Source organism: Streptomyces blastmyceticus (assembly GCF_039521185.1).
Classification (GTDB): domain Bacteria; phylum Actinomycetota; class Actinomycetes; order Streptomycetales; family Streptomycetaceae; genus Streptomyces; species Streptomyces blastmyceticus.
Window position 1 is genome coordinate 26,866 of record NZ_BAAABW010000005.1, and the last position, 14,685, is coordinate 41,550.

Annotated in this window: 11 protein-coding genes and 1 riboswitch; of the genes, 5 read left to right on the plus strand and 6 right to left on the minus strand. The window is 72.9% G+C overall.

Going from position 1 to position 14,685, the window contains the following annotated elements; all coding sequences use genetic code 11:
* Positions 1-272 precede the first annotated feature (272 nt).
* From ABD269_RS05425 to ABD269_RS05440, 4 genes are all read left to right on the plus strand, one after another.
* Positions 273-491, plus strand: a complete 219-nt coding sequence (locus tag ABD269_RS05425; protein WP_344116595.1) for a hypothetical protein — start codon at positions 273-275, stop codon at positions 489-491.
* 127 nt (positions 492-618) lie between these two features.
* Entirely contained in the window at positions 619-1,425 is an 807-nt protein-coding gene (locus ABD269_RS05430; protein WP_344116597.1) for an HlyD family efflux transporter periplasmic adaptor subunit, read from the plus strand.
* A 116-nt stretch (positions 1,426-1,541) separates the two neighbouring features.
* Positions 1,542-3,659, plus strand: coding sequence for an NHLP family bacteriocin export ABC transporter peptidase/permease/ATPase subunit (locus ABD269_RS05435; protein ID WP_344116720.1), 2,118 nt, complete (start codon positions 1,542-1,544; stop codon positions 3,657-3,659).
* Position 3,660: 1 nt separating this feature from the next.
* Complete coding sequence (locus tag ABD269_RS05440) at positions 3,661-6,498, plus strand: NHLP bacteriocin export ABC transporter permease/ATPase subunit (RefSeq protein WP_344116599.1); 2,838 nt, start codon at positions 3,661-3,663, stop codon at positions 6,496-6,498.
* On the opposite strand, the gene ABD269_RS05445 is transcribed toward ABD269_RS05440, so the two are convergent.
* The 4 genes from ABD269_RS05445 to ABD269_RS05460 form a co-directional block, all read right to left on the minus strand.
* Positions 6,491-7,144, minus strand: coding sequence for a thymidine kinase (locus ABD269_RS05445; RefSeq protein ID WP_301891847.1), 654 nt, complete (start codon positions 7,142-7,144; stop codon positions 6,491-6,493). The two genes, ABD269_RS05440 and ABD269_RS05445, sit on opposite strands and share 8 nt — an antisense overlap.
* A 52-nt stretch (positions 7,145-7,196) precedes the next feature.
* Positions 7,197-8,405, minus strand: a complete 1,209-nt coding sequence (locus ABD269_RS05450; RefSeq protein WP_301891848.1) for an alkaline phosphatase family protein — start codon at positions 8,403-8,405, stop codon at positions 7,197-7,199.
* The gene (locus ABD269_RS05455; protein ID WP_301891849.1) at positions 8,405-8,992 is read right to left on the minus strand and encodes a DUF5998 family protein; all 588 of its coding nucleotides are present in this window, start codon (positions 8,990-8,992) and stop codon (positions 8,405-8,407) included. The genes ABD269_RS05450 and ABD269_RS05455 overlap by 1 nt, the downstream gene beginning before the upstream one ends.
* 202 nt (positions 8,993-9,194) lie before the next feature.
* Positions 9,195-12,005, minus strand: a complete 2,811-nt coding sequence (locus tag ABD269_RS05460) for a bifunctional acetate--CoA ligase family protein/GNAT family N-acetyltransferase (protein ID WP_344116603.1) — start codon at positions 12,003-12,005, stop codon at positions 9,195-9,197.
* A 142-nt stretch (positions 12,006-12,147) separates the two neighbouring features.
* Here ABD269_RS05460 and ABD269_RS05465 point away from each other — a divergent pair, with 142 nt between their 5' ends.
* Complete coding sequence (locus tag ABD269_RS05465; RefSeq protein WP_046925618.1) at positions 12,148-12,429, plus strand: HPr family phosphocarrier protein; 282 nt, start codon at positions 12,148-12,150, stop codon at positions 12,427-12,429.
* A gap of 204 nt (positions 12,430-12,633) precedes the next feature.
* Here the strand turns inward: ABD269_RS05465 and ABD269_RS05470 are convergent, their stop codons facing one another.
* Positions 12,634-13,299 carry a GntR family transcriptional regulator gene (locus ABD269_RS05470; protein WP_425572841.1) on the minus strand — a complete coding sequence of 222 codons (666 nt, stop codon included), beginning with the start codon at positions 13,297-13,299 and terminating at the stop codon, positions 12,634-12,636.
* A gap of 270 nt (positions 13,300-13,569) precedes the next feature.
* Positions 13,570-14,373, minus strand: coding sequence for a M23 family metallopeptidase (locus ABD269_RS05475; protein ID WP_301891852.1), 804 nt, complete (start codon positions 14,371-14,373; stop codon positions 13,570-13,572).
* A gap of 13 nt (positions 14,374-14,386) precedes the next feature.
* A riboswitch (cyclic di-AMP (ydaO/yuaA leader) is annotated at positions 14,387-14,542 on the minus strand.
* Positions 14,543-14,685: the final 143 nt, after the last annotated feature.

A 14,685-nucleotide genomic window follows, 5' to 3' on the forward strand; every position in this document is an offset into this window, starting at 1 on the left:
GCGAAGGACCCGTCGATTCTGTTACTCGTTCCAGTGAAGGAGTTGTGGTGATCAGGTAAATGAATCGGAAAGCGCGATGCTCGAACCACCTCGGAGACGTCGACGCGGTTGGCCGCGCCACCCGATCACGTGCTTGTATCTGCGCACCGCGGCGGTTCTCAGAACGGCGGTCGTTTTCGACCGGGCCAATGCGGGAAGTGGTCGGACCGTTTCCCCCCGGTCCACCCAATGCAATTCAGAAACAACCGGACAAATGAAGGGTGCGCAAAACAATGCGTAACGACATCGAGACCCGCGAGATCACCGACACCGAGCTGGACGCCGTGTCCGGGGGCGTCGGCATCTCCGGCGGCCTCCTCGGCGCTGTGACCGGCGACGTTCACAACGTGCTCGGCACGGTGACCTCCCTGCAGACGGTCCAGGCCGTGCCCGCCGTGGCCGGTCAGGTCGAGGGCATCGTCGGCGTCCACGTCGGCGTCGCGGGCCTCTGACCCGATATCCGTAGCCCGTGAACCCCGGAATCTCCCCTGTTCCGGGGTTCACGGCTGCCCACATGCCCAGCGGGTTTCACCGGCACAATTCAGCACCCGCCTCACGAATGCAGCGAAGGAATAGTCCGTGCAGTTCCGCCAAAAGGCGCTTTCCAAGCTGCAATCGCCCGAAGAGCTCGATCTGCCCGTACGCTTCGCGCGCCCGCAGGGCCGGCTCGCCCTGGCCGTCACGGTCGCCGTCATGGCCGCCGCCGGTTTCTGGGCATTCACCGGATCCGTGTCCTCCAAGCTGAGCGCACCCGGCATCCTCACCCATGCCGAGGGCAGTTACCTGCTGCAGAGCCCGTTCGCGGGACAGGTCACCGCGGTCCTCGCCGAAGAGGGCCAAGTGCTGTCCCCGGGCGCGCCCCTGCTCAAGGTCAGCACGGACCGCGGCGACCGGACCGTACGCGCCGTGGCCGGAGGGCGGGTGACGACCCTGGCCGCCAGGACGGGTGCGGTCGTCACGACCGGCGCGGACGTGGCGACCGTCGAACGCGCGACGAAACCGGACGACCCGATGGTGGCCATGCTGTACGTCCCCGGCGGGAGCAGCGGGTCGATCCCCGTGGGCGCCCAGGTCGACCTGACCGTCCAGTCCGTCCCCCAGCAGCGGTTCGGCGTGCTGCGCGGCCGCGTCGAGGCGGTCGGCCGCGCACCGCAGACGCAGGCACAGCTCGGCGGCTTCCTCGGCGACAGCCGGCTGGCCGCGCAGTTCTCCGAGCGGGGGAACCCCGTCGCCGTGCTCGTACAGCTGGAGCGCTCCTCCGCCACCAGGTCCGGCTACCGGTGGTCCTCCAAGGACGGGCCCCCGTACGCCGTCGACTCCACGACGCCGGTCGCCGCGGCCGTCCACCTCGCCGCCCAGCGCCCCGTCGACTGGCTGCTCCCGTGAGCGCGCCGCGTCGCCGGCGCCCCGAACCCGCCGGCAGGAACAACGGGCGTCACCGCCCCGCGCCCGCCCCCGGGGGCAGGAGGCAGAAGGCCGTACGCACCCCCACCGTCCTGCAGATGGAGGCGGTGGAGTGCGGCGCCGCCGCATTGGCCATGGTGCTCGGGCACCACGGCCGCTTCGTCCCCCTGGAGGAACTGCGCATCGCCTGCGGCGTCTCCCGCGACGGGTCCCGCGCGGGCAACCTCCTGAAGGCCGCCCGCGGTTACGGGCTGAGGGCCAAGGGCATGCAGATGGACCTGGCCGCGCTCGCCGGAGTGCGCCCTCCGGCCGTCCTCTTCTGGGAGTTCAACCACTACGTCGTCCACGACGGGATGGGCCGCCGCTTCGGCCGCCGGGGCGTGTACGTCAACGACCCGGCCAAGGGGCGGCGGTTCGTCCCCCTGGAGGAGTTCGACACGAGCTTCACCGGCGTCGTGCTCACCTTCGAGCCCGACGACGGCTTCCGCCGCACCGGCCGCGGGCCCGGGGTCATGGGCGCCGTCCCCGCCCGCCTGCGCGGCACGTCGGGCACCATGCTCGCCGCCGTGCTCTCCAGCATCCTGCTGGTGGTGGTCGGCGCGGCGGTGCCCGCGCTGAGCCGTACGTACATCGACATGTTCCTGACCGGCGACCGGACGGCCCCGCTGGGCGTGCTCTTCGCGTCGATGGCGGCCGCCCTGGTGCTCACCGCGGCGCTCACGGCGCTGCAACAGGCCAACTTCCTGCGCGGGCGCATCATTTCCTCCACCCTGAGCAGCGCCCGCTTCCTGCGGCACCTGCTCAGGCTCCCGGTCACCTTCTACTCCCAGCGCAACCCGGCCGACCTGGTCCAGCGCCTCCGGTCCAACGACGCGGTCGCCGAGACCCTGGCGAGGGACCTCGCCGCCGCCGGTGTGGACGCGGTGGTCGTGGTCCTCTACGCGGTGCTGCTGTGGACGTACGACCCGCAACTCACCGTCGTCGGCGTGCTGGTCGCGCTGCTCAACGTGGTGGCCATGCGGATCGTGGTCCGCGTACGGGCCACCGGCACCCAGAAGCTCCGCGCCGAGAGCGCCCGGCTCACCAACACCTCCTACAGCGGCCTGACGCTCATCGAGACGATGAAGGCCACCGGCGGCGAGAACGGCTTCTTCCGCCGCTGGGCGGGGCAGCACGCGGTCACCCTCGACGTGCAGCAGCGGCTCGGCGTGCCCAGCGCCTGGCTGGCGATCGCCGCGCCCACGCTGGCCGCGCTCAACAGCGCGCTGATCCTGATGATCGGCGGCCTGCGGGCGGTCGAGGGCCACCTCACGGTCGGACTGCTCGTCGCCTTCCAGGCTTTGGTGACCGGCTTCACCGCGCCGATCACCCGCCTCAACGGTGTCGCCGGGCGGATCCAGGACTTCGCTGCCGACGTCGCCCGCCTCAAGGACGTCGAGAACTTCCCCGCCGACCCGCTCCACACGCGGCGCGAGCCCCCCGCCGCCACCCGCCGTCTCAAGGGCCACGTGGAGCTGGAGAACATCACCTTCGGCTACAGCCCCCTCGACGCCCCACTGCTGAAGGACTTCTCGCTCTCGGTCGGCCCCGGGCGGCAGATCGCGCTCGTCGGCGGCTCCGGCAGCGGCAAGTCCACCGTCTCCCGGCTGATATCCGGCCTCTACGCCCCCTGGGAAGGCACCGTCCGCATCGACGGGATGCGACGCGAGGACATCCCGCGCGGCGCGCTCGCGGCCTCCGTCTCCTTCGTCGACCAGGACGTCTTCCTCTTCGAGGGCACCGTCCGCGACAACGTCGCGCTGTGGGACCCCTCCATCCCGGACGAGGCCGTCGTCGCCGCCCTGGAGGACGCCGCCGTGTACGACGTGATCGCCCGCCGCCCCGGCGGCATCCACAGCCGCGTCGAACAGGACGGCCGCAACTTCTCCGGCGGCCAGCGCCAGCGCCTGGAGATCGCCCGGGCCCTGGTGCGCCGCCCCAGCGTCATGGTCCTGGACGAGGTGACCAGCGCCCTGGACGCGGCGACCGAGCGGATCGTCATCGACAACCTGCGGCGCCGCGGCTGCGCCTGCGTGGTCATCGCCCACCGGCTGAGCACCGTGCGGGACAGCGACGAGATCCTCGTGCTCGACCGGGGCACGGTCGTGGAGCGCGGGCAGCACGAGCACCTGATCGCCGCGCAGGGCGCGTACGCCGAACTGATCAAGGAGCACTGAGGTGACGACTCCGTACCACGCCCCGGCCCCCGCCACCGATTCCGTCGTGGCGGCCCTGGGCGGGCTCGGCTCGGCGGTCGACTGCGCGGGCATGCGCAGCCTGTCCCTGGAAGGCCCGCTCGTCCTGTGGCTCGTCGTGGACGGCGAGCTGGACCTGTTCGCCGTCGACGCCGCACAGACGGGGCACTGGCACTTCCTCGGCCGGCTGGCGGCGGGCACGCTGCTGCTGGGCCCGGCCGAGGGCCCCGAACACACCCTGATCGCCCGGCCCTTGCAGGGCTGCCTGCTGCGCCGCATCGAACTGCGCGAGCTGTACCGCCCCGAGTACGGCGCGGACCCGTGGGGGTACGCCGCCGCCGACCCGGCGCCGAGCCCCCTGGAGGACGCCTTCGCGCTCGGCGTCGGCCGCGGCCTGCGCGTGCTGTACCAGGCACCGCTGGAGAGCCGGACCGCCACCGGCCAGGGCGCGGCGGACGACGACATCCTCTGGATACAGATCGCCCCGGGCAGCGTGCGGTACGGCGCCGCCTACGAGGGACACCCGGCCGGCACCCTCCTCGTCGACGCGACGATGTGGCAGGGCATGGTCGACCAGCAGCACCGCCTGCTGTACGCCCTGGACCTCTGGATCGAGCAGCTCGAACGCGCCCACGAGGACCGTACGGCGGCCGGCATCGAGGCCGGCGAGGCCGCCCGCGCCCAGGCGGACCGGGCGCTGCTGGCCTCCATCGGCCGGTCCGGCAGGACGTCCCGTCGCGGCCGCGGCCGCGGCACGAGCGATGACGCGGCCTTCGCCGTGTGCCGCCTGGTCGCCGACGAGGCCCGCATAACCCTGTCCCGGCCCGGCGGCGCGGGCACCGACTCCGGCCGGACGGACCCCGTCGAACGCATCGCGCTCGCCTCGCGGATCCGCACCCGCACCGTCGGGCTCGGCGGGCGCTGGTGGCGGGAGAACAGCGGGCCCCTGGTGGGCCGGCGCGAAGAGGACGGGACGCCGGTCGCGCTGCTGTGGCGGCGCGGCGGATACGAGGCCGTCGACCCGGCCACCGGCACGCGCGAGCGCGTGGGCAAGGGCAACGAGGCCGCCTTCGAACCGCGCGCCGTCATGCTCTACCGCCCCCTGCCCGACCGCGAGCTGGGCCTGTCGGCGGTGCTGCGCTTCAGCGTGCAGGGCACCGGAAGGGAGCTGCGCGGCCTCGTGCTGGGCGGACTGGTCGCGGTCGGCCTGGGCTCGCTCGTGCCGATCGCCACCGGCAGGGTGCTCGGCGCGTACGTACCGGCCGCCGAGAACGGCCTCATCGTGCAGACCGCCCTGGCGCTCATCGCGACCGGCGTCGTCTCGGCCGCCTTCATGCTGCTGCAGAACATCTCCGTCCTGCGCATGGAGGGGCGCATCGAGGCCACCCTGCAACCGGCCGTGTGGGACCGGCTGCTGCGGCTGCCCACGACATTCTTCGCAGGCCGCTCCACGGGCGAACTGGCCGGCGCGGCCATGGGCATCAGCTCGATCCGACGGGTGCTGTCCGGCATCGGCTCGGTCGTCCTCCAGGCCGGCACCGTCGGCGCGGTGAACCTCGCACTGCTGCTCGTCCACAGCGTGCCTCTGGCGATGGCGGCGGTCGCCATGCTGCTCGTCGTCGGCGCGGTGTTCCTGGGGCTCGGGCTGTGGCAGCTGCGCTACCAGCGGCAGTTGATCGAGCTGGGCAACAGGCTCGACAACCAGGCGTTCCAGACCCTGCGCGGGCTGCCCAAGCTGCGCGTGGCCGCGGCCGAGAGCTTCGCCTACGCCGCCTGGGCGCGGGAGTTCGCCCGTACCCGCGAGCTGCAGCAGCGCATCGGCAGGATCAAGAACGTCGTCGCGGTGCTCAACGCGGTCTGTCTGCCGCTGTGCACGCTGGTGATGTTCATGCTGCTGGCCGGCCCGGCCCGGGGCAGCATGTCGGCCAGTGGGTTCCTCACGTTCAGCACCGCCGTGACGATGCTGCTGTCCTCGGTCACCCAGCTGACCGGCGCGCTCGTTTCGGCCGCCGCCGTGCAGCCGATGTTCGAGCAGATCAAGCCGGTGTTCCAGGAGAACCCCGAGGTGGGTGGCTCCAGCGTCCAACCCGGGGGGCTGGGTGGTGACATCGAGGCCCGGAACCTGTCGTACCGCTACACCGACGACGGCCCGCCGGTCCTCAGCGACGTGTCGTTCCGGATCCGCCCGGGCGAGTTCGTCGCGGTCGTCGGGGCCAGCGGCTGCGGCAAGTCGACACTGCTGCGCCTGCTCATCGGCTTCGACAAGCCGGCTTCGGGCAGCGTGCTGTACGACGGTCAGGACCTGGCGGCGCTCGATCAGGCGGCCGTACGCCGCCAGTGCGGCGTCGTACTGCAGAACGCCCAGCCCTTCTCGGGCTCCGTCCTCGACTGCATCCGCGGCGCCGAGCTGTTCTCACTCGACGAGGCGTGGGAAGCCGCCGCGATGGCGGGCCTGGCCGAGGACATCAAGGCCATGCCCATGGGCATGCACACCATGCTGTCCGACGGCGGCGGCACCGTCTCGGGCGGCCAGCGCCAGCGGCTGATGATCGCCCAGGCCCTCGTCCGCAAACCGCGCGTCCTCTTCCTGGACGAGGCCACCAGCGCGCTGGACAACGAAACGCAGCGCGTGGTCATCGAGTCCACCCGCGCCCTGCGCGCCACCCGCGTCGTGATCGCCCACCGGCTGTCCACGATCATGGACGCCGACCGGGTGATCGCCATGGCGGACGGCCGGATCGTCCAGCAGGGCCCGCCCGCCGAACTGCTCGCCGCCACGGGCGGGCTCTTCCACGAGCTGGTCCGCCGGCAGCTCAGCTGACGTCGAGCGCGGGCAGGACGTCCGGGGAGAGGGCACCGGCATGGGCGGCGGCACTCGTCATGCGGCGGCGGTGGTGGCGACGGCACAGGACCTCGTAACCGGTCTCCTCCGCGGGGCGGTTGACGTCGCCGACGACCACCTGGGCGCCCTCGACGACCATCTCGCCACCGACCGTGCGCGCGTTGTGCGTGGCCCGGGCGCCGCACCAGCACAGGGCCTCGACCTGCAGGGCCTCTATGCGGTCGGCCAGCTCGATCAGCCGCTGCGAGCCCGGGAACAGCTTCGTGCGGAAGTCCGTCGTGATGCCGAAGGCGAACACGTCCAGGCCAAGGTCGTCCACGACGCGGGCGAGCTGGTCGATCTGCTCCGGCGCCAGGAACTGCGCCTCGTCCACGATCACGTAGTCCGCCTTGCCGCCCTTCGACAGCAGGTCGACGAGGTAGCCGTACATGTCCATGCCCTCGGTGGCCTCGACCGCGTCCGTGACCAGCCCCAGCCGCGAGGACAGCCGCCCCTCCCCGGCCCGGTCGTCACGCGTGAAGATCACACCGCGGAGGCCGCGGGCCGAGCGGTTGTGCTCGATCTGAAGAGCGAGGGTGCTCTTTCCGCAGTCCATGGTTCCGGAGAAGAACACCAGCTCGGGCATGGGGAAGCCAATGCCTTTCGTACGTAGGAGGGGGGAAACAGGGGCGGGCGGGTCAGGAGCGCACTTCGAGGAGCGGGACCAGCTGCTCCACCGGCGTCATGGAGCCGTGCAGGCCGACCATCGCGGACTCGTTCGGCTCGGTCTCGGTGGCGACGATCGCGATGTCGTCACGGGCCGCGGCGACCACGTCGCCGATCCGCCCGTACACCCGGCCGTCCACGCCGTCGCCGGGCCGGCCGAACCAGCCCGCCTCGATGGCCTCGTCACGCCCCGCGACCCACATCTGCTCGCCGAGCACCTCGCGCCAGACCGCCAGCACATCGGCGGCGGCGCCGGGCACGGCGTAGACGTGGCGGGCACGGGCCTCGCCGCCGAGGAGCGCGACGCCCGCGCGCAGCTCCCAGTCCTCGTCGAAGTCGATGCGCGACTCCGGGTCGAAGGGGATGTCGATCATGCCGTGGTCGGCGGTGACATACAGCGCCGAGCGGGGCGGCAGTTGCTCGGCGAGCCGCTGGGCGAGCCGGTCGACGTACATCAACTGACCGCGCCACTCGTCGGAATCGACGCCGAAGCGGTGTCCCTTGCCGTCCACGTCGCTGTAGTAGGTGTAGACCAGCGCGCGGTCATCGGCGGCGAGCCGGTCGGCGGCGAGGTCCATCCGGTCCTCGCCGGAGAGCCGGCCGTGGAAGGTGCCGCCGCTCAGCGCGATCTTCGTCAGCGGGGTGTGCTGGAAGTCGGGGGCGGACACCTGGCAGGTGTGGACCCCGGCCGCGTCGGCGAGCTGGAAAACCGTCGGGTAGGGCTGCCAGACGTGCGGGTCGGTCCAGGGGCGCCAGCGGAGCTGGTTCATCAGCCGGCCGGTGGCGGGGTCGGCGACCGTATAGCCGGGCAGGCCGTGGGCGCCCGGCGGCAGGCCCGTACCGACCGAGGCGAGGGAGGTCGCGGTGGTCGAGGGGAACCCGGCGGTCATCGGCTGCCCGGTGCCGTTCATCGACGTGCCCAGCAGGGAGTGCAGGAAGGGCGCCTCCGCGGGGTGGGCCTTCAGCAGCTCCCAGCCGAGGCCGTCGATGAGGAAGACGCAGACCCGGTCGGCGGGGGCGAGCTCCAGGCCGGTGCTCATGCCGGGGACGCCCAGGCCGGCCGCGACGGACGGCAGCAGGTCGGCGAGCGAGCCGGTGCCGTAGCGCGGGAGGGGCGCGGAGCGGGGGTCGAGCGGGGCGGGGTCGTGCCAGGCCTGGCCCGCGGTGGTCACCTGGGGCATCAGCGGGCGGTCGCCGCGGTCGCCTCGGAGAGCGCCTGGGCGAAGGCGAGGGTCTGCCGGACGGTGTCCGGTCCGTCGCCCGCCTCGCTGACGCGCAGGCTCAGGTCGTCGGCGGTGGACGAGCCCGTATAGCCGTGGTCGGCGTCGCAGTTGGGGTCGCCGCAGGCCGCGGGCTCCAGGTCGATCCGGGACACCGCGCCCCAGCCGATGGTGAGGACGACCTCGCGGGGCAGGGTGCCCGGGGTGTAGGCCTCGGGGTTGGCGACGACGCGGCTGAGGACGACGGAGGAGATCCGGTCGATCTTCACGGACTCCGTGGACGTCGTGGCGTACGGCGAGGGGGAGGTGCCGTCGGCGGCCTGCTCGTCGGTGTGGCTGACGATGAAGCGGTTCTCCGTCAGGACGAGGACCGTGACGTGCCGGCGGACCTCGTTGGAGTCGAACGTCGTCTCCTGGTGCACCAGGTACGACGCGACCGGCTCCCCGCCCACGGCGGCCTCCACCGCCTCGGCCACAAGGGCCGGGTAATAGCCGCTGCGCTCGATAGCCGCGCGGAGCCCTTGGGTCGTCGTACCGGTCTTCGCCATACGCCCATCCTACGGGGCGCGACAGGCCCGCCCGCGCGTGCCATGGGTCGAGGATCACGTGCGGCAAATCCAGCCCGGCCGGAGTTTGAGACCGCCCGCCGCAGGCGCAAGCGGACCCGCACCCGAAAGCGGCGGCCCGCAGGGCCAGGGGTGGGAGGGGCCCGAGGCCGGCCCATGCCGAAGAGCCCGGTGGTCTGCCCGGTCAGACCACCGGCAGGCTGCGCGGCCCCAGATCCGTACGCACCGGCGGCGGGGCCAGGCGTATCGACGCGCCCAGGACGTGGACGCCGTGGGGGGCGACGATCACCGGCTCCAGGTCGGCGCCCACGACCTCGGGATGGTCGTCCACCAGCCGGGAGACGCGCAGCAGCAGCTCCTCCAGGGCCCTGGTGTCCACCGGGGTCGTGCCCCGCCAGCCGAAGAGCAGCGGGGCGGTCCGGATGGAGCGGATCTGCTCCGCGGCGTCGCGGTCGGTGACGGGGACCAGGCGGTGCGCGGTGTCGCCGAGCAGCAGGGAGGGCGCGCCGGCCAGGCCGAAGGAGAGCACGGCGCCCGCCGCGGGGTCGATGGCGGCCCGGACGACGGTGTGGACGCCGCGGGGGGCCATCGACTGGACCACGAACCGGGTCTCCTCGGGCTTGCCGAGCAGCTCGGTCAACTCGGCGTAGGCGCGCAGCAGTTCCGCTTCGCCGCCCAGGTCGAGCCGGACGCCGCCGAGGTCGGCGCGGTGGCGCAGGTGCGGGGCGGTGGGCTTGAGGGCGACGGGGAAGCCGAGCCGGTGGGCTGCGCGGACGGCGCTGTCGGGGTCGGGGGCGGGCAGCGCGGGCAGCACGGCGATCCCGTAGCGGGCGAGCAGCCGCTGGGTGTCGGGGGCGGAGAGAGTGACGGCCCGCGGGCCGGTGAGCGGCGCGGGGGTCGCGCCGTGGGCGGCCAGCAGCACGTCGATGTCGGCGGCGGCGCCCGCCTCGTCGATGTCGTCGTACTCCGGCACCCGGCCGGGCTCGGCGGCCTGCCGCCGCCACCGGGCGTACCGCGCCGCCTCGGCGAGCGCCCGCACGGCCCGCTCGGCGGCGGGGTAGGCGGGGATCCGCACGGCGGGAGTCCGGTCGGCGGGGGCGTCACCCGTGGCGGGAGCCGTACCGGAAGCGGGAGCGCCCTCTTCGGGCGCCGCCAGGGACTCCGCCAGGCCCGGGATCTCCAGGTGGACGACGGTGACCGGCTTCACGGCCGGGGACGCGGCCACCGCCTCCCGCAGCGCGCCGGCGAGGTCCGCCGCGGAGGCGTCGCCGACCCAGGGGATGGCGGTGACGACGACGGCGTCGCACTCGTCGTCGGCCAGGGCGTCGTCGAGGGCGACGCGGAAGTCGGCGGGTTCTGCGGCGGTGGTGAGGTCGTACGGCGGCTGGGGGCGCAGGCCGTCCGTGAGGCAGGCGTCGTAGGTGAGGAGGGCGAGGGACTCGGAGTTGCCGAGGATGGCGACGCGCGGCCCGGCGGGCAGTGGCTGGGAGGCGAGGAGGAGGCCGGTGTCGGCCAGCTCGGTGACGGTGTCGACGCGGATGACGCCCGCCTGTCGCAGCAGGTCGGAGACGGTGGCGTCGGGGATCCGGGTCGTGGGCACGGCGTGCCCGGTGGGGGCGGCGCCGCCGTGGCGGGCGCCCTTGACGACGACGACCGGCTTGCGGACCGCGGTGCGCCGGGCGAGCCGGGTGAACTTCCGGGGGTTGCCGATGGACTCCAGGTACATGAGGACGACGTCGGTGTCGGGGTCGTCGTGCCAGTACTGGAGGAAGTCGTTGCCGGAGACGTCGGCGCGGTTGCCCGCGGAGACGAAGGTGGAGATGCCGACGAGCCCGGCGGCCCTCCGGTGCAGCCCGGACAGCAGGGCGATGCCGATGGCCCCGGACTGGCTGAAGAGGCCCAGCCGCCCCCCGCTGGGCAGCTCGGGCGAGAGGGAGGCGTTGAGCCGGACCCCGGCGGCGGTGTTTATCAGGCCGAACGCGTTGGGCCCGATGATGCGCATGCCGTACGAGCGGGCCTGCCGCACCAGCTCGCGCTGCCGGTCGCGGCCGTCGGCGCCGCTCTCCGCGTAGCCCGCGGCGAGGACGACCAGGCCCTGCACGCCGTGCTCGCCGCACTCGGCGACGACGGAGGGCACCTGCTCGGCGGGGACGGCGACGACCGCGAGGTCGACGGGCTCGTCGATGTCGAGAACGGAGCGGTGGGCGGGCACCCCTTCGGGCTGGAGCCGTGAAGGGCCCTCGGGGAAGGCCCGGTTGATCGCGTACACCCGGCCCGTGAAGCCGCCCGCCAGCAGATTGCTCAGCACGGCGCGGCCCATGCCGCCGGGCTCGCGGCCGGTGCCGATGACGGCGACGGAGCCGGGGGCGATGAGGCGGTGCACGGAGCGGGCCTCGGCGCGCTGCTCACGGGCGCGCTGGACGGCGAGGGAGCGGTCGGTGGGCTCCAGGTCGAGCTCCAGGCGGACGACGCCGTCCTCGAAGCTGCGCTTCTGTGTGTAGCCCGCGTCCGTGAACACCTTGATCATCTTGGTGTTGGCGGGCAGCACCTCGGCGGCGAAGCGGCGGATGGAGCGCTCGCGGGCGACGGCGGCCAGGTGCTCGAGCAGGGCGGAGGCCACGCCGCGGCCCTGGTGGGCGTCCTGGACGAGGAAGGCGACCTCCGCCTCGTCGTCCGGGCCGGAGGACGGCAGGCCGCGGGGGCCGATGCGGTCGTAGCGGACGGTGGCGATGAACTCGCCGCCGACGGTGGCGGCGAGGCCCACCCGGTCGACGTAGTCGTGATGGGTGAAGCGGTGCACGTCACGGTCGGAGAGGCGGGGGTAGGGGGCGAAGAAGCGGTAGTACTTCGACTCGTCCGAGACCTGCTCGTAGAAGCTGACCAGGCGCTGCGCGTCGTCGGGGGTGATGGGACGGATCTGTGCGGTGCCGCCGTCGCGCAGCACGACATCGGCTTCCCAGTGGGTCGGGTACGCGTGCTCGGACGGCGTCTGCATGGGGCCAGCGTAAGGCCGGGCACCGACAACCGGCCCGGCTCGCGCGGGTGGGCGGGACCGGGGAAGGTGGGGGCAGCCGGAGCACCGCGGACCCCGTGAGACACTGGTCTAGACAACCAATAACGACTTGAAGGGCAACACCATGGCTGAGCGCCGCGTCAATGTCGGCTGGGCCGAGGGCCTGCACGCTCGTCCCGCGTCGATCTTCGTCCGTGCGGCGACGGCCGCGGGCGTCCCGATGACGATCGCCAAGGCCGACGGCAACCCCGTCAACGCCGCGTCCATGCTGGCCGTGCTGGGCCTGGGCGCCCAGGGTGGCGAGGAGATCGTGCTGGCCTCGGACGCCGAGGGTGCCGAGGCGGCTCTCGACCGTCTGGCGAAGCTGGTCGCCGAGGGTCTCGAGGAGCTCCCGGAGACCGTCTGATTCGTCAGCGATCCCGCACGGCGGGGCCGCGGCGGCCGATTGGGGCCACCGCGGCCCCGCTGTTCGTTTTCCCGGGCCCCTTCGCTTTCCGCACTTCCGCGCGGCCGGTATCGCGCCTCCTTGGGCCGGGTTTCGCGCCGTGCGCGCCCCGCGTGAATTCCATCGGCAACAAGACGGCAACACACCCCGAATATCGGCCTGTTGTCAGGAACTGGCCGCCGCGGTGCGCACCGTTTGTTTCGGATTCCGCACCCGGGCCTGGCGGGCGGGCCTGCGCAGCCGGTATTCGCCCGGCGCGCGGTCGGCGCGCGTCGCGGCGAGCGCCCGCGCGCGGTCGGCGTCGCCCCGGGCGATCGCGTCGACGAGGGCGCCGTGCGCCTCCCAGGTGCGCACCGGCCGCAGGGGCGGCTCCGCCACGTACACCCAGGCGATCTTGAGCCGCAGCTGGGTGAGCAGCGCGGCGAGGCTGGGGCTGCCGGTGGCCTGGGCGAGCGTCTCGTCGAACCAGTCGTCCAGGGGCCGCAGTTCGCCGGTCCGGCCGGCCCGTGCGCGCTCCAGGCCGAGTCTGACCAGGCCACGGAGCACCTTGAGGTGCGCCTCGGTGCGGCGCTGCGCGGCGCGCGCGGCGCCCAGCGGCTCCAGCAGGGCGCGGACGTCGAGCAGGTCGGCGGCCTCGTGTTCGGTGGGTTCCGCCACGCAGGCGCCCGCGTGGCGGCGCGTGGTCACGAACCCCTCGGAGGCGAGGGTGCGCAGGGCTTCGCGCACGGGCACGCGGGAGACGCCGTAGCGACGGGCGAGCAGCTCCTCGATGAGCCTGCTGCCGGGCGGGAACGCGCCGGAGACGATGTCGTCACGGATCGCGGTGCACACGGCCTGCGTGGGAATTCCGCGGCTGTCCGGCACCGGGTTGTCATAGCCGTTCACGTACGGCCCCGCATGGGTGAACCTCCGCATTGACCCCCGCGAAACGCGGCCGATTGACGCCTGTCGGGCGACTCTATTGCAGGCGCCGGGAATTTCCGATGGCGCCGGTGAAGTCATCGGTATTTTTTGGCCAACACGAAGGCCCCGGTCGGTGACCGGGGCCCGGTTGCGGAGGAACTCCGCGATACGGCCGTGAAAGACGGGCCGTACGGTGCGTCAGACGTTGACGCCGTGCGACCGCAGGTACTCGACCGGGTCGATGTCGGAGCCGTACGCCGGGCCGGTGCGGGCCTCGAAGTGCAGGTGCGGGCCGGTGACGTTGCCGGTGGCGCCGGAGAGGCCGATCTGCTGGCCCGGGGTGACCGTCTGACCGACGCTGACGTCGATGGACGACAGGTGGCCGTACTGCGTGTAGGTGCCGTCGCTGTGCTGGATGACGACGTTGTTGCCGTAGGCGCCGCCCCAGCCCGCCTCGACGATGGTGCCCGCGCCCACGGCGTGCACCGAGGTGCCCGACTCGGCGTGGAAGTCGATGCCGGTGTGGCTGCCGGAGGACCACAGGCCGCTGGAGGCCTTGTAGGCGGTGGAGACGTAGGAGCCGTCGATCGGCGCGACGTAGGCGTTGAGGCGCTTGCGCTCCTGCTCGCGGGCGGCGCGCTCCTGCTCCTTGCGCTCGGCGTCCAGCTTGCGCTGGGCCTCGTCGGCCTTCTGCTTGACCTCGGCGGCCTGCTTCTTGGCGGCGGCCTCGGCCTGCAGGCGGGCGGCGGTCTCGTCCGCGGAGCTGCGCTGGATCTCGGCCTGCTCGCCGACGCGGTCGGCCGTGTCGTCACCGATGACGATGGCCTGGGTGAGGCCGGTGTCCTCGACGCGCGGGGCGTCGTCGGTGGCGGCGAGTGCCGGAGCGGCGAATCCCGCCATGACACCGGTGGCCGCGAGGGTGGCTATGCCCGCTGCGTTCGCCCCGGCGCGGACGGCGCGGCTCGGACGGCGGTGCTTACCGGTGGGACGAGTGAACGCCATGGGTACGGCTGATCCTTTCCTTCCTTCTCGCCTACCGGGTTAGCTGACGGGTTCGGAGCAGGAAGGTCTCCTACGGATCCCTCCGGAGAGGGGCCCGATTCACCCCAGGGACATGTGGGTCCCCGGCTCCCCTGGCTCGCGCCGTACGGGGACTCGGCGATGACTGTCCGGGGCCGCGGATGCGACTCACATCTGACGGGCAGCCGCCCTGACGCTAGACGCCGCCACTTTCGAACGGCAAACAGAAGCCCTAATTTGTGGCGTACGCCACAGTCGGGATACGCAACCAGTCCACTAAATCGGACATAAGGG

Excerpts from the sequence above, each read along its gene's own strand:
- ABD269_RS05460 (WP_344116603.1), bottom strand. The coding sequence starts at position 12,005 with ATGCAGACGCCGTCCGAGCACGCGTACCCGACCCACTGGGAAGCCGAT.
- ABD269_RS05450 (WP_301891848.1), bottom strand. The coding sequence starts at position 8,405 with ATGCCCCAGGTGACCACCGCGGGCCAGGCCTGGCACGACCCCGCCCCG.
- ABD269_RS05435 (WP_344116720.1), top strand. The coding sequence starts at position 1,542 with ATGGAGGCGGTGGAGTGCGGCGCCGCCGCATTGGCCATGGTGCTCGGG.
- ABD269_RS05475 (WP_301891852.1), bottom strand. The coding sequence starts at position 14,373 with ATGGCGTTCACTCGTCCCACCGGTAAGCACCGCCGTCCGAGCCGCGCC.
- ABD269_RS05455 (WP_301891849.1), bottom strand. The coding sequence starts at position 8,992 with ATGGCGAAGACCGGTACGACGACCCAAGGGCTCCGCGCGGCTATCGAG.
- ABD269_RS05465 (WP_046925618.1), top strand. The coding sequence starts at position 12,148 with ATGGCTGAGCGCCGCGTCAATGTCGGCTGGGCCGAGGGCCTGCACGCT.
- ABD269_RS05425 (WP_344116595.1), top strand. The coding sequence starts at position 273 with ATGCGTAACGACATCGAGACCCGCGAGATCACCGACACCGAGCTGGAC.
- ABD269_RS05445 (WP_301891847.1), bottom strand. The coding sequence starts at position 7,144 with ATGCCCGAGCTGGTGTTCTTCTCCGGAACCATGGACTGCGGAAAGAGC.